This window comes from Streptomyces sp. NPDC059477 (assembly GCF_042749375.1).
In the GTDB taxonomy this organism is placed as follows: Bacteria; Actinomycetota; Actinomycetes; order Streptomycetales; family Streptomycetaceae; genus Streptomyces.
This window is the reverse complement of record NZ_JBHYUG010000003.1, coordinates 100,594-114,798: the sequence shown is the minus strand read 5'-3', so window position 1 is coordinate 114,798 and position 14,205 is coordinate 100,594. Positions and strand designations below refer to the sequence as shown.

Annotated in this window: 11 protein-coding genes; 8 read left to right on the top strand and 3 right to left on the bottom strand. The window is 73.1% G+C overall.

The genetic code is table 11. The features are described 5' to 3' along the window. Nucleotides 1-59: 59 nt before the first annotated feature. Complete coding sequence (locus tag ACFXAZ_RS02500) at nt 60-1,076, bottom strand: Gfo/Idh/MocA family oxidoreductase (RefSeq protein WP_384583870.1); 1,017 nt, start codon at nt 1,074-1,076, stop codon at nt 60-62. A gap of 128 nt (nt 1,077-1,204) precedes the next feature. Between ACFXAZ_RS02500 and ACFXAZ_RS02495 the strand changes: the two genes are divergently transcribed. The 8 genes from ACFXAZ_RS02495 to ACFXAZ_RS02460 all read left to right on the top strand — a co-directional run bounded on the left by ACFXAZ_RS02495 (nt 1,205) and on the right by ACFXAZ_RS02460 (nt 12,414). Continuing rightward, nucleotides 1,205-1,942, top strand: a complete 738-nt coding sequence (locus ACFXAZ_RS02495; protein WP_384584065.1) for a GntR family transcriptional regulator — start codon at nt 1,205-1,207, stop codon at nt 1,940-1,942. A 158-nt stretch (nt 1,943-2,100) separates the two neighbouring features. Further along, nucleotides 2,101-3,105, top strand: a complete 1,005-nt coding sequence (locus tag ACFXAZ_RS02490; protein WP_384583867.1) for a sugar ABC transporter substrate-binding protein — start codon at nt 2,101-2,103, stop codon at nt 3,103-3,105. Further along, nucleotides 3,102-4,142, top strand: coding sequence for an ABC transporter permease (locus ACFXAZ_RS02485; RefSeq protein WP_384583864.1), 1,041 nt, complete (start codon nt 3,102-3,104; stop codon nt 4,140-4,142). The genes ACFXAZ_RS02490 and ACFXAZ_RS02485 overlap by 4 nt, the downstream gene beginning before the upstream one ends. Further along, nucleotides 4,139-4,930 (top strand): ATP-binding cassette domain-containing protein, encoded by a 792-nt coding sequence (locus ACFXAZ_RS02480; protein ID WP_384583861.1) that lies wholly within the window; start codon nt 4,139-4,141, stop codon nt 4,928-4,930. Before ACFXAZ_RS02485 ends, ACFXAZ_RS02480 begins: the two co-directional genes overlap by 4 nt. A 330-nt stretch (nt 4,931-5,260) precedes the next feature. Further along, complete coding sequence (locus tag ACFXAZ_RS02475) at nt 5,261-6,445, top strand: ROK family glucokinase (protein ID WP_382690399.1); 1,185 nt, start codon at nt 5,261-5,263, stop codon at nt 6,443-6,445. A gap of 2 nt (nt 6,446-6,447) precedes the next feature. Further along, the gene (locus ACFXAZ_RS02470; protein ID WP_384583857.1) at nt 6,448-7,032 is read left to right on the top strand and encodes a sugar kinase; all 585 of its coding nucleotides are present in this window, start codon (nt 6,448-6,450) and stop codon (nt 7,030-7,032) included. Between the two features lie 97 nt (nt 7,033-7,129). Then, nucleotides 7,130-10,189 carry an SNF2-related protein gene (locus tag ACFXAZ_RS02465; protein ID WP_384583853.1) on the top strand — a complete coding sequence of 1,020 codons (3,060 nt, stop codon included), beginning with the start codon at nt 7,130-7,132 and terminating at the stop codon, nt 10,187-10,189. 662 nt (nt 10,190-10,851) lie between these two features. Further along, complete coding sequence (locus ACFXAZ_RS02460) at nt 10,852-12,414, top strand: SWIM zinc finger family protein (RefSeq protein ID WP_384584062.1); 1,563 nt, start codon at nt 10,852-10,854, stop codon at nt 12,412-12,414. A gap of 202 nt (nt 12,415-12,616) precedes the next feature. On the opposite strand, the gene ACFXAZ_RS02455 is transcribed toward ACFXAZ_RS02460, so the two are convergent. Both ACFXAZ_RS02455 and ACFXAZ_RS02450 read right to left on the bottom strand, forming a co-directional pair. Next, nucleotides 12,617-13,804 carry a PP2C family protein-serine/threonine phosphatase gene (locus ACFXAZ_RS02455; RefSeq protein ID WP_384583850.1) on the bottom strand — a complete coding sequence of 396 codons (1,188 nt, stop codon included), beginning with the start codon at nt 13,802-13,804 and terminating at the stop codon, nt 12,617-12,619. Between the two features lie 29 nt (nt 13,805-13,833). After that, nucleotides 13,834-14,091 carry a LapA family protein gene (locus tag ACFXAZ_RS02450; RefSeq protein WP_382690389.1) on the bottom strand — a complete coding sequence of 86 codons (258 nt, stop codon included), beginning with the start codon at nt 14,089-14,091 and terminating at the stop codon, nt 13,834-13,836. Between the last annotated feature and the right edge of the window lie 114 nt (nt 14,092-14,205).

Below are 14,205 nucleotides of genomic sequence, written 5' to 3'. Positions count from 1 at the left end.
GGCACGGGCTGTCGGCCCGCTGCGGACCTCGCGACCCCGCGTCACTCGCACCGGCGCCCTCACACCGGCTCGGGCCCCCCGAGGATCTCCCCCATCCGCACCGGGCGGTGTTCCCGGCGGGAGCGTTCGCAGGCCTCGGCGATCCGCAGGGCCTGCATCGCCTCACGGCCGTCGCAGGGGTTGGCGCGCTCGCCGCGGACCACCTCGATGAAGGCGGCGAGTTCGGCCTCGTAGGCCGGGCCGAAGCGCTCCAGGAAGGTGGTCCAGGGCTTGCTGGCGGCCGGTGGTCCGGTCGGCTCGGTGGAGGCGATGGGCGTCCGGTCGTCCAGGCCCACGGCGATCTGGTCCAGCTCACCGGCCAGCTCCATACGGACGTCGTACCCGGCGCCGTTGAGCCGGGTCGCGGTGGCCGTCGCGAGGGTGCCGTCCGCCAGGGTGAGCAGCACCGCGGCGGTGTCGAGGTCGCCCAGCGCGCGGAAGAGCGGGGGCCCGTGGTCCGACCCGGTGGCGTACACATCGACGACCTCCCGCCCGGTCACCCAGCGCACCGCGTCGAAGTCGTGGATCAGCGTGTCCCGGTATAAGCCGCCGGACTCCGCCAGATAGGAGGCGGGCGGCGGCGCCTGGTCGGACGTCATCGCCCGTACGGTGTGCAGCCGGCCCAGCCGCCCGGACCGTACCGCCTCGCGGGCGCCCGCGTACCCGGCGTCGAAGCGGCGCTGGAAGCCCATCTGGAGGATCGTCCCGGCCGTCTCCACCTCGGTGATCACGGCGAGCGTCCCGGGCAGGTCCAGCGCGATGGGCTTCTCGCAGAACACCGGCAGCCCGGAGCGCGCCGCCCGGCCGATCATCTCGGCGTGCGCGGCGGTCGCCGTGGTGATCACCACCGCGTCCACGCCCCAGCGGAAGATCTCGTCCACGCCGGGCGCGGCCGTCTCGCCCAGCCGGTGCGCCAACTCCTGCGCACGGGCGGGATCCGCGTCCGTCAGGATCAGTGAGCCGACCTCCCGGTGACGGCTGAGGGTGTTCGCATGAATGGTGCCGATGCGGCCCGTACCGATGACGCCGATGCGCATGGAATCAAAGTGAGGCCCACCGGCCCCGCTGTCAATCCGTATGTCCGGACAACCGAACCACACAACTTCCCGTCAACCCGTCACGGAGCTACGCTCGGGCCGTGCCCAAACCAGATGTGGACCCGACCGTGCGGCTCGACCTGAGCGTCGACCGCTCCTCCCCGGTGCCGTTGTACTTCCAGCTGTCCCAGCAGCTGGAGGCCGCCATCGAGCACGGGGCGCTCACCCCGGGCAGCCTGCTGGGCAACGAGATCGAGCTGGCCGGGCGGCTCGGCCTGTCCCGGCCGACGGTCCGCCAGGCCATCCAGTCGCTGGTCGACAAGGGGCTGCTGGTGCGCCGCCGGGGGGTCGGCACCCAGATCGTGCACAGCCAGGTCAAGCGCCCGCTGGAGCTGAGCAGCCTCTACGACGACCTGGAGGCGGCCGGTCAGCGCCCGGCGACCAAGGTGCTGGTCAACACCGTCGTTCCGGCCCCGGCCGAGGTGGCTGCGGCGCTCGGCGTCCCCGAGGACAGCGACGTACACCATGTCGAACGGCTGCGGCTCGCGCACGGCGAGCCGATGGCGTACCTGTGCAACTTCCTGCCGCCCGGTCTGCTGGACCTGGACACCGGCCAGCTGGAGGCCACCGGGCTGTACCGGCTGATGCGGTCCGCCGGGATCACCCTGCACAGCGCCCGGCAGTCCATCGGCGCCCGCGCCGCCACCGCCGACGAGGCCGAACGGCTCGGCGAGCCGGCGGGCGCCCCGCTGCTCACCATGCAGCGCACCACTTTCGACGACACCGGCCGCGCGGTGGAGTACGGCACCCACACCTACCGTCCGGCCCGCTATTCCTTCGAGTTCCAGCTCCTCGTGAGGCCATGAAGGCCCGTTCTGTTCGTCCTGTTGTCCGGACAATGTGACCGAGTCGCGCCGCCCTGTGGTCGGGTGCACGATCCCTGTGTTCGATAATCGGGCGTTTGGAGCCGGTGAGGTCACCGGCCCCTCGCGTACGCAGAACACGGCAAGAAGGGCACCGCCTCGTGGCACGGTTTCGGACCTGGGTAGGCATCGCGCTGGCGGGGACGCTGTGCGCGTCCCTCGCGGGATGCAGCAGCACCGGCGGCAAGCGCGCCGAGGACGCCCGTAAGGCCGCGGCCGAACGCGGGACGTCGGCGGTGACCACTCCGCGCTGGACCTTCGCCATGGTCACCCACGCGGGCGATGGCGACACCTTCTGGGACATCGTGCAGAGCGGTGCCGAGGAGGCCGCCGCCAAGGACAACATCAACTTCCTGTACTCGCACGACGACGAGGCCCAGCAGCAGGCGCAGCTGGTGGACGCGGCCGTGGACAAGAAGGTCGACGGGATCGTCGTCACCCTGGCCAAGCCCGACGCGATGAAGGCGGCGGTCGCCCGCGCGGTGGCGGCCGGTATCCCGGTGGTCACGGTGAACTCGGGATCGGCGGAGTCCAAGGCGTTCGGCGCGCTCACCCACATCGGGCAGGACGAGACCATCGCCGGGCAGGCGGTCGGCGAGGAACTGAACGAGCGGGGCCGCGAGAAGGCGGTCTGTGTGCTGCACGAGCAGGGCAATGTGGGCCATGAGCAACGCTGCGCGGGCATCGCGGAGACCTTCGACGGCCAGGTGCAGAACCTGTATGTGACCGGCACGAGCATGCCGGACGTGCAGTCCGCCATCGAGGCCAAGCTCCGGACGGACCGGGCCATCGACGCCGTGGTCACCCTGGGCGCCCCGTACGCCGACACCGCCGTGAAGGCCAAGCAGGGCGCGGACAGCGGCGCCGAGATCGACACCTTCGACCTCAACGCCAAGGTCGCCGCCCTCCTCAAGGACGGCACCCTGGGCTTCGCCGTCGACCAGCAGCCGTACCTCCAGGGCTACGAGGCGGTCGACCTGCTGTGGCTGTACCGGTACAACGCGGATGTGCTGGGCGGCGGCAAGCCGGTGCTGACCGGCCCGCAGATCATCACGAAGGACCAGGCGGCCGAGCTGGAGGAGTACACGAAGCGGGGCACCCGATGAGCGCGCCCACGGACGTCCTCGGCGATGAGAGGTTCCGGCGGCCGTCCTTGCCGCGCAGACTGCTCGGCCGCCCCGAACTGGGCTCGGTCGTCGGCGCGCTCGCCGTCTTCGCCTTCTTCGCGCTCACCGCCGACAGCTTCCTGCGCGCCGGAAGCCTCAGCACGGTCCTGTACGCGTCCTCCACCATCGGCATCATGGCGGTCCCCGTGGCGCTGCTGATGATCGGCGGCGAGTTCGACCTGTCCGCGGGCGTCATGGTGACGTCCTCCGCGCTGATCTCCTCGATGTTCAGCTACCAGCTGACCGCGAACGTCTGGGTCGGCGTCGGCGTGTCGCTGCTGCTCACCCTCGCCATCGGCGCCTTCAACGGCTTCATGCTGACCCGCACCAACCTGCCCAGCTTCATCATCACGCTGGGCACCTTCCTGATGCTGACCGGCATGAACCTCGGCTTCACCAAGCTGATCAGCGGCACGGTCTCGACGAAATCCATCGCCGACATGGAGGGCTTCCCGAGCGCCCGTGACCTGTTCGCGTCCACCCTCACCGTCGGCGGAGTCGACTTCAAGGTCACCATCCTGTGGTGGTTCGGCCTGGTCGCCCTCGCCTCCTGGATCCTGCTGCGCACCCGCGCGGGCAACTGGATCTACGCGGTCGGCGGCAACAAGGACGCCGCCCGCGCGGTGGGCGTCCCGGTGCGCGCGACGAAGATCGGCCTCTACATGGGCGTCGCCTTCGGCGCCTGGATCTCCGGCCAGCATCTGCTCTTCTCGTACGACGTCGTCCAGTCCGGCGAGGGCGTCGGCAACGAGCTGATCTACATCATCGCGGCCGTCATCGGCGGCTGTCTGATCACCGGCGGCTACGGCAGCGCCGTCGGCTCGGCGGTCGGCGCGCTCATCTTCGGCATGACCAGCAAGGGCATCGTGTTCGCCGAGTGGAACCCCGATTGGTTCAAGTTCTTCCTGGGGGCGATGCTGCTCCTCGCGACGCTGCTCAACGCCTGGGTCCGCAAGCGCGCGGAGGCCGCCAAGTGACGCCGACCGTCCGCCGTACGCCCCTTGTGGAACTCTCCGGCGTCAGCAAGCACTACGGGGGCGTCCGCGCCCTCGAAGACGTCTCCCTGGCGGTCCACGCCGGGGAGATCACCTGCGTGCTGGGCGACAACGGCGCCGGGAAATCCACCCTCATCAAGATCATCGCCGGGCTGCACCGGCACGACGGGGGCACCCTGCGCATCGACGGCGAGGAGACCCGCCTCGGCTCCCCGCGCGAGGCCCTGGACCACGGGATCGCCACCGTCTACCAGGACCTGGCCGTCGTCTCCCTGATGCCCGTATGGCGCAATTTCTTCCTCGGTTCCGAGCCACGGAAGGGGACGGGCCCCTTCCGTCGCCTAGACGTCGAGCACATGCGCCGCACCACGCGCGCGGAGCTGCTCCGCATGGGCATCGACCTGCCCGACGTGGACCGCCCCATCGGCACCCTCTCCGGCGGCCAGCGCCAGTGCGTGGCCATCGCCCGCGCGGTCCACTTCGGCGCCCGCGTCCTCATCCTGGACGAACCCACGGCCGCGCTCGGCGTCAAACAGTCCGGGGTGGTCCTGAAGTACGTGACGGCGGCCCGGGACCAGGGCCTGGGTGTAATCCTGATCACCCACAACCCCCACCACGCGTACCTGGTGGGCAACCACTTCACCCTCCTCAGACACGGCAGGACAACAGGCACCTACGCCCACGACGACATCACCCTGCCCACCCTGACCACACAAATGGCAGGCGGCGACGACCTGACAGCCCTGGAACAAGAACTGCGACACCCGTAGAGGGGGGCTCTGAGACACGCCGACCAGGTCAGCGCCCCGAGGGGCAAGGCGAAGTGGCGTCCTGAGACACGCCGACCAGGACAGCGCCCTCAAGGGGCGCGGGGAACTGCGCGACCGGCCACGACGAGCCCGCACCCGCCGCCGAACCGCCCCCACCCCACCGCTGGGGCGCTCCGCGCAGTACGCCGGGCGGGGCGACGCCCCTGAAGGGGTGCGGGGAACGGCGCGACAAGCCACGACACACCCGCACCCGCCGACAAACCGAACCACCCCCGGCGACAAGGCGCCCCGTTCGCTGCCAGAGGCCCCCGTGCGGCAGAATCGGCCTCGATGAGCACCTACCGCGACCTCGCCTTCCCGAGGGCCCTGACCAACACCCGGGTCGGCGGCGCCCCCATCGGTTCCCGGCGTGCCCCCGCCCTGCGCACGGTCGGCACCCGCGAACGCCGCTCGCACCTCACGGCGCCCCGCGTCCCCACGGTCGGCATTGACATCGGCGGCACCAAGGTGATGGCCGGTGTCGTGGACGCCGACGGCCAGATCCTGGAGAAGCTCCGCGCGGAGACCCCGGACAAGTCCAAGAGCCCCAGAGTCGTCGAGGACACCATCGTCGAACTGGTCCTGGACCTCTCCGACCGGCACGACGTGCACGCGGTCGGCATCGGCGCGGCCGGCTGGGTCGACGCCGAGCGCAACCGGGTGCTCTTCGCGCCCCATCTCTCCTGGCGCAACGAGCCCCTCCGCGACCGCCTCGCCAGCCGCCTGTCCGTCCCGGTGCTGGTCGACAACGACGCCAACACCGCCGCCTGGGCCGAATGGCGCTTCGGCGCCGGACGCGGCGAGGACCACCTCGTCATGATCACCCTCGGTACCGGTATCGGCGGCGCGATCCTGGAGGACGGCCAGGTCAAACGAGGCAAGTACGGGGTCGCGGGCGAGTTCGGCCATATGCAGGTCGTGCCCGGCGGCCACCGTTGCCCGTGCGGCAACCGCGGCTGCTGGGAGCAGTACAGCTCCGGAAACGCCCTGGTCAGAGAGGCCCGCGAGCTGGCCGCCGCCGACTCCCCGGTGGCGTACGGGATCATCGAGCACGTCAAGGGGCAGATCTCCGACATCACCGGCCCGATGATCACCGAGCTGGCCCGCGACGGCGACGCCATGTGCACCGAGCTGCTCCAGGACATCGGCCAGTGGCTCGGCGTAGGCATCGCCAACCTCGCCGCCGCCCTCGACCCGTCGTGCTTCGTGATCGGCGGCGGGGTCTCCGCGGCCGACGATCTGCTGATCGTCCCCGCGCGGGACGCCTTCAAGCGCCACCTCACCGGCCGCGGCTACCGCCCCGAGGCGCGGATCGTACGGGCCCAGCTCGGCCCCGAGGCCGGCATGGTCGGCGCCGCGGACCTGGCCCGGCTGGTCGCCCGCCGCTTCCGGCGGGCCAAGCGGCGCCGGGTGGAGCGCTACGAGCGGTACGAGCGGTACGCGGAGGCCCGGCGCACCCCAGGGGAGTCACTGTGACCATGTCGCCCGTAGGACCGGCCCGCGAGGCCATGTCGCCGAGCGAACCGCCGGGCCCGCCCGAGGGCCACGGCCACATGATCCGCCGCCGGGCGTTCACCTTGATGATCATCGTGCTGCTCATCGGCATCCCGGCCGGCTATCTGGTGATCTCCGCCAACCAGAGCCGCGACAGCGGCAAGAAGAAGGAGGAGAAGTACGCCGCGACCGGCCTGACCTTCGACTGGCCGTCCAAGGTGCAGCTCCGCCTCTACGAGGTCCCCATCCAGCGCCCCGCGGGCAAGGTCGCCTACTACGAGACCAACAACTGGCGCACCAGCCGCCTGTACGTCCAGTTCCAGACCCCCAACGCCAACCTCGACGAGTTCCTGCGCGAGATGGGCACCAGCCGGGTGGAACTGGAGCGCAACCGCATCACCATCAGCGAACGCGACCAGGAGGTCGCCGGCTGGAACTTCGACACCGCCGGACCCTGGTACGGCCTGGTCCACGACCAGAAGGACCCGCACCCCACCCAGGACGTGATGGTCAGCCTGGCCGAACCGAACAACCCGTTCGTCTACCTGGTGTCGCGCACCACGCCCTGAACGGCGCCCGGCGCCCGTCGCCGGGGCCGATTGTCAGACCCCGCCCGTAGAGTCGGAGACAAGTGATCCGGCAGACGGGCGGGAGGTGACCAGACGTATGCGAACGGCCGAGGACGAGGCGGACGGGGTGTCCGTGCGGCTGGCCGCCGTCTTCCTGCCCGCGCCGCTGCCCCGCGAGGGCCGGATGGCCTTCTGGGACCCCGACGGGGAGGCTCCGCCCGGTCCTGGCCCCAACGGCGTCGGGCTCACCGGCCCCGGGCCGCACGGTGCGGCTCCGCCCGGTCCTGGGCTGCACGGCGAGGCGCCCGGCCCTGGCCCTGGCGACGTCGGACTGACCAGCCCTGGGTCGTACAGCGTCGGGCCGACCGGCCCCGGCCCGCACAGTGCGGAGCCGACCGGTTCCGGGCCGCACGGCGTCGGGCCGACCGGTTCCGGCCCGCACACCGTGGAGCTGACGGTCGTCCGCCCCCATGGCTCGTCCGGAGTGTCGGTACGTCGCCGGCGGGCCCCCGCGCTGACCCTGACACTCGGCGAGGCGCTGCCCCTGCTGGTGCGGGCCCGGCGCGATCCCGCCGCCCACCCGGCCACCGCCTGCTGGGGCGCGGCGGCACTGCACGCGCTGCGGCTCGCCGCCCGGGGCAGGCTGCTGCCGGGCCTCACCGCCGCCGGGCACGACGCCTGGCGGGCCGGCCCCCTCGACCCCGCCGACATCGCCTATTTGCGCGCGGTGGCGGCTGCCCTGCCGTACGAGGGCCACGCGGTCCCGCTGCCCGGCCCTGGCCCGCTCCGGCTGCCCGAGCCCGAACACCTGATGCGGGCCTTCCTCGACGCCGTCGCCGACACCCTGCCCCGCACCCCCGCCGCCCCGTACGCGGCCGGGAAGCCCTTCGCCGACCTCCGCCCGCAGCGGCTGCCCGGCGCCCGCGACTGGGCCGCCGAGGTCGCCGCCGGGATGGACGCGGGCGTCCGGATCTCCCTGCGCCTGGACCTGTCGGCGTACGACCTGTTCGACAGCGGGGAGGGCAGCCACTCCGGCGGCGCCCGTGCGCGGGGTGCGGGCGCCGCCGTCGTCCAGGTGCACAGCCTGGCCGATCCCACGCTGGTCGCGGACGCGGCGACGCTGTGGGCGGGCGGCGCCGACGACGCCTTCGGGCCCCGCTCCCGGGTGGACGCGGCGCTCGCGGTCCGGCGCGCGGCCCGCGTATGGCCGCCCATGGAGCGGCTCACCGAGCGGGACACACCCGACGTCCTCACCCTGTCCGAGGAAGAACTGGGCGACCTGCTCGGCGTCGCCGCCACCCGCCTCGCGACGGCCGGGGTCGCCGTGCACTGGCCCCGCGACCTGGCCCAGGACCTCACCGCGTCGGCCGTGGTGCGCCCCGCACCCGGCTCGGCGACGGACGGCACGGGCTTCTTCGAGAGCGGGGAACTGCTCCAGTTCCGCTGGCAGCTGGCGCTGGGCGGCGACCCGCTCAGCGACGCCGAGATGGACCTGCTGGCCGAGGCGCACCGCCCGATGGTCCGGCTGCGCGACAGCTGGGTACTGGTCGACCCGGCCCTGGTCCGCAAGGCCCGCCGGCGCGAACTGGGCCTGCTGGACCCGGTCGACGCGCTGTCCGTCGCCCTCAGCGGCAGCGCGGAGGTCGACGGCGAGAGCGTCGAGGCGGTCCCGGTCGGCGCGCTGGCCGCCCTGCGCGACCGCCTGACGACCGGCGTACGTCCGGCGGAGCCACCCCCGGGCCTCGCCGCCACCCTGCGCGAGTACCAACTGCGCGGGCTGGCCTGGCTCGACCTCATGACGTCCCTCGGCCTCGGCGGCTGCCTCGCCGACGACATGGGCCTCGGCAAGACCGTCACTCTCATCGCCCTGCACCTCAAACGGGCCCGCCCCGAACCGACCCTCGTCGTCTGCCCGGCCTCCCTGCTCGGCAACTGGCAGCGCGAGATCACCCGCTTCGCCCCCGGCGTCCCGGTCCGCCGCTTCCACGGCACCGACCGCACCCTTCAGGACCTGACCGGCGGCTTCGTCCTCACCACGTACGGCACCATGCGCTCGGCCGCCACCACGCTCGCCACCCACCGCTGGGGCATGGTCGTCGCCGACGAGGCCCAGCATGTGAAGAACCCCTACTCGGCCACCGCGAAGGCCCTGCGCACCATCCCCACGCCCGCGCGCGTGGCCCTCACCGGTACACCCGTGGAGAACAACCTCTCCGAGCTGTGGGCCCTGCTCGACTGGACCACCCCCGGACTGCTCGGCCCCCTCAAGTCCTTCCGCGCCCGGCACGCCCGCGCGGTGGAGAACGGCGAGGACGACCAGGCCGTCGAGCGTCTCGCCCGCCTGGTCCGCCCGTTCCTGCTGCGCCGCAAGAAGTCCGACCCGGGCATCGTCCCCGAACTGCCCCCCAAGACCGAGACCGACCACCCCGTACCCCTCACCCGCGAACAGGCCGCGCTGTACGAGGCGGTGGTCCGGGAGTCGCTGCTCGCCATCGAGACCGCCGAGGGCATCGCCAGGCGGGGCCTGGTGCTGAAGCTGCTCGGCGCGCTCAAGCAGATCTGCGACCACCCGGCGCTGTATCTGAAGGAGACACACACGGACCCCGCCACGACGGACCGCCTGCCGGCCCGCTCCGGCAAACTGGCCCTCCTGGACGAACTCCTCGACACACTGCTCTCCGAGGACGGCTCGGCACTGGTCTTCACCCAGTACGTGGGCATGGCCCGGCTGATCGCCACCCACCTGGCCGCCCGCGCGATCCCCGTCGACCTGCTGCACGGCGGTACGCCGGTACCCGAACGCGAGCGCATGGTGGACCGCTTCCAGAGCGGGGCCACCCCCGTGCTGGTGCTGTCCCTCAAGGCGGCGGGCACCGGCCTCAACCTCACCCGCGCGGGCCATGTCGTCCACTTCGACCGCTGGTGGAACCCGGCCGTCGAGGAACAGGCCACCGACCGCGCCTACCGCATCGGCCAGACCCAGCCCGTCCAGGTCCACCGCCTGATCACCGAGGGCACCATCGAGGACCGCATCGCCGAGATGCTCGCCGCGAAACGGGCCCTGGCCGACGCGATCCTTGGCTCCGGCGAATCCGCCCTCACCGAACTGACGGACCGCGAGCTGTCCGACCTGGTGTCCCTGCGGAGGGAGTCATGAACGGGGGGCGGCGGGAGAGGGGGGTCGGGGAGGCGATTGGTGCGGCGGGGGCGGAGCGGGCATCTCGCGCTAAGGAGGTGACGCGGGCTGAGGAGGCGGCGCGGGCGGAGGCTCGCACTGAGGACTCGGCCCGGATCGCGGACTCGGCCCGGATCGAGGGGGCGGCCGGGATCGAGGGGCTCGCCCAGAACGAAGGGGCCGCCGGGATTGGGAGCGCCGCCCGAATCGAAGGGGCGGCGCCGACCGAGGCGCACCAGCCGACCGGTACCGGTCCCGCCGAGGCGGCACGCCGTGCCTTGCGCGCCGCGCGGGAGCGGGGGAGCGGCGAGGGTGAGGGTGAGGGTGAGCGGGGCGATGAAACGGCGGAGGGGACCCGGGGAGCCCGGCGGCCCCGTCCCGGCGGTCCCGGACCCCGTCCCGGTGACGCTGCCCGGGCGGCACTGCGGGAGGCGGTGTCCGCGCGGCGGGCGCAGAACGCTGAGGACGACGCGGAGGGTGAGCCGGGTGAGGTGCCGGGCGGACGGCCGGGAGACGGCGCCCCGTCCGACGCGGCTCCGCCAACCCTTCCTGTACCCCGGCCCAGCACCAAACCCGCCGAGGCCCGGCGCCCCGCCGACGTAGCGCGGGAGGCGCTGCGGCTGGCGCTCGCCGAGGAGCGGGCCATGGAGAGTGCGGCCGTCGGGAGGACGACGAGGACGGACGCTGTTCAGCGCTCCGGCAAGGGCGGGTCCGCCGAGCCCCGCCCGGAGGGCGGCACCTCAGCACCCCGCCGAGATCTCTCACGCCTGCTGACGCCCATCGCTCAGGCCCCCGCCCCGGCACCAGCCGAGCCCACACCCCACCACACCGAGCCCCCCTCCACCCCCGCGGCCCCTGCCACCCGCTCTACCCCCGCCACCCCCGCCACCCCCGCGACCCCTTCCGCCTCCTCCATGCCTTCCGTGCCCCCCACCCCCTCCATGGCCTCGCCACGCCGAGATGGTGACCACCGGCGGACGTTCCCGGCCTTTCCGCCGCGGCCGGTGGACGACGACGGCGGCGATGGCGGCTTCGCGGGGACCTGGTGGGGCAACGCGTGGGTCTCCGCGCTGGAGGAAGGCGCGCTGGACGCGCAACGGCTGGCGCGGGGGCGGGGCTATGCCGAGCGGGGCCATGTGGACGCCATCACGGTGACACCGGGCCTGGTGCTGGCGTACGTGCAGGGGAGCAGGCCGCGGCCGTACCGCGTGCAGGTGCGGTTGCGGACGCTGGAGGACGCGGACTGGGAGCGGTTCCTGGACGCGGCGGCCGAGCGACCGGCGCATATCGCGGCGCTGCTGGACAAGGAGATGCCGCACGCCCTCGCGGAGGGCGAGGTACGGCTGCTGCCCGGCCCCGGGGACCTCGAACCGCAGTGCAACTGCCCCGACCGGGCCCACCCCTGCAAACACGCGGCGGCCCTGTGTTATCAGACGGCCCGGCTGCTCGACGCCGACCCTTTCGTACTGCTCCTGCTGCGCGGCCGGGGAGAGCGGGAGGTGCTGGACGCGCTGTCCCGCCGCAGCGCGGCCCGCGCGGCCCGCGCCGCCCAGGAGCGCGAACCGGCCCCGCTGCCCGGCGTACGGGCCACGGAGGCACTGGCCCGCCGGGCGCTCCCGCCGCTGCCGCCGCCGTTGCCCGTCCCGCCGCATCCCGGGCAGCCGCCCGCCTATCCGGCGTCTCCGGGCGGCCCCGACCCCTTCGCGCTGGACCAGCTGGCGACCGACGCGGCGGCCCGCGCGCACGCCCTGCTCGCCACCGGACGCGATCCGGTGGCCGACCTGACGGTGTGGCAGGACGCGGTACGGCTCGCGGCGGCCCGCCCGGGATCCGGCCTCACGGGCAGCACCCGCGCGCTGTACTCGTCGCTCGCGTCCGCCGCGGGGCGTACGTCGCCGGAGCTGGCCCGCGCGGTGGCGGCGTGGCGGCAGGGCGGGTTCGAGGGGCTCGCGGTGCTCGACGAGCCGTGGGATCCACCGGCCGGGCGCTTCGACCGGGCCCGCCCGCTCCTCCTCGCCGCCGACCTGCCCGCCTTCCGCCCCTGGCGCAACCGCCTGACCCACCCGCGCGGCCACGTCCAGCTCAGACTCGGCCGGGACGGGCTGTGGTACGCCTACGAGTCGGAGCCCGACGCCGACGACTGGTGGCCCCGGGGCACCCCCGACCTGGACCCGGTGGGCGCCCTCACCGGCCTCGGCGGCCAGTAGCCGGTCCCGGCCCTTCCGCTCGCCACACACGCCGACACGACGAAACCGGGCGCACGCAGGCGCCGGAGGCCGACGGCACGCCCGGCGCCCTCGCTCGCGCCCCCGCCCACCCGCCCGCGATGCTGCGGAGCCAGCACGCGGCGCGACACGGAGCCGCTCAAGAACAGGCTCATGGCCCTGGATTCCGGCCCCCTGGCCGCCTCTACGACCGGCAAGGGAGCCCCACCCCGCCACCCCCCTCACCCCCGCCCCGAAGCCCCCGGTGCGGCCGGGGCCGATGGGCGGCGAGGAGGGCCATGTCGTCGGTGGCCGGGCCGCCGGAGAAGGCGCGTACGTCGGTGACCAGGGTGTCGAGGAGGCGGTTGGGGGACGGGAAGGTGCGGCCCTGGAGGCGGGCGGCCGGGTCGTAGAAGGCTCCGGACAGGTCGCGTGCCTCGGACAGGCCGTCGGTGTAGAGCAGCAGCGTGGCCTCCGGCGGGAACTCCCATTCGTCGGGGCGGCGGCCGTCGGGCGCGAGTTCGGCGAGGCCCAGCGGCAGCGAGAACGTGGTGGGCGTGAGGGTGCGGACGGACCCGTCGCCGCCGAGCAGCAGCGGCACGGGATGGCCGCAGTTGACCATCCGCAGCACCTGGTGATCGGGCGGGATCTCCACCAGTACACAGGTGGCGAAGCCCTCCGTGTCGTCGATGCCGCTGCGGCGGGCACCCTCGCGCTCCAGCGCCTGCTCCAGACGGGTGGCCACCCCGGTGAGGCTGGCCTCGGTGTGCGCCGCCTCCCAGAACGCGCCGAGCAGCACGGACACCGCCTCTATCGCACCGAGCCCTTTTCCCCGTACGTCGCCCATCACCAGCCGTACGCCGTACGGGGTGGAACGGGCGCCGTACAGATCCCCGCCGACCAGCGCCTCCTGCTCGGCGGCCTCGTAGCGGGTGCCGACGCGCAGTCCGTCGATGCGTTCGGCGGGGGTGGGCAGCACGGCCCGCTGGGCCGCCTCGGACAGGCTGCGCGCGGAGGCGAGCTGGCGGCGGCCCCGCCAGACCACGGTGTTCAGCAGCGCGGCGATGGCCGTGACGAACAGGATGGTCGCGAGTTCGGTCGCGAGCAGTTGGACGCCCGCCGACGCCCACACCTGTTCCGCCCCCAGGTCCAGCAGAGCGGCGGCGAGCATCGCGGCGGCGCCGTAGGCCACCGTCGTCCAGAAGGAGAACAGCGGTGCCGCCATCAGAGGGGCCGAGACGAAGAAAGGGGTCCCGGACAGATACGGCGGCGTGAACAGCTGGACGACGGTCCCGAAGACGATCAGGTAGGCGGGCAGCAGACGGGAGAGCCGCAGCGCGAGGCCCGTCCTGTCCGTGACCGCGTCCTTGACGCCTGCGAGCCCTGCTTTCATGCCATCCCCCGGAGGGCCTTACCGGGCGTTCATCGTCGCGCCCGGCGATGGGCCATGAGCAGACCGAGGGCGATGCCCACGATGAGGGTGACGGTGAGGACGCTCCACAGCGGAAGGGTGACGGTCGGGATCCACAGCCGGATCGTGACCGATTTCGTGTTCGCGGCGATGAACCAGATCGCCAGGGCCGCGAGCACCACGAACCCGATGGTGCGCAGCCGTACGTCCCTCCCCTTGACCGTCAGAGTGGACGGCCCGTGTGGATTTTTTGCAGTGTATTGGGACATATGCCCCATTATCGCCGCACCGCCCGCACCCGCACCCGTACCTGCGTCCGTACCTGCACCCACATCCGGACCCGCACCTGCGACGTGGCATCGGCCGCACCCATGGGAGGGCGG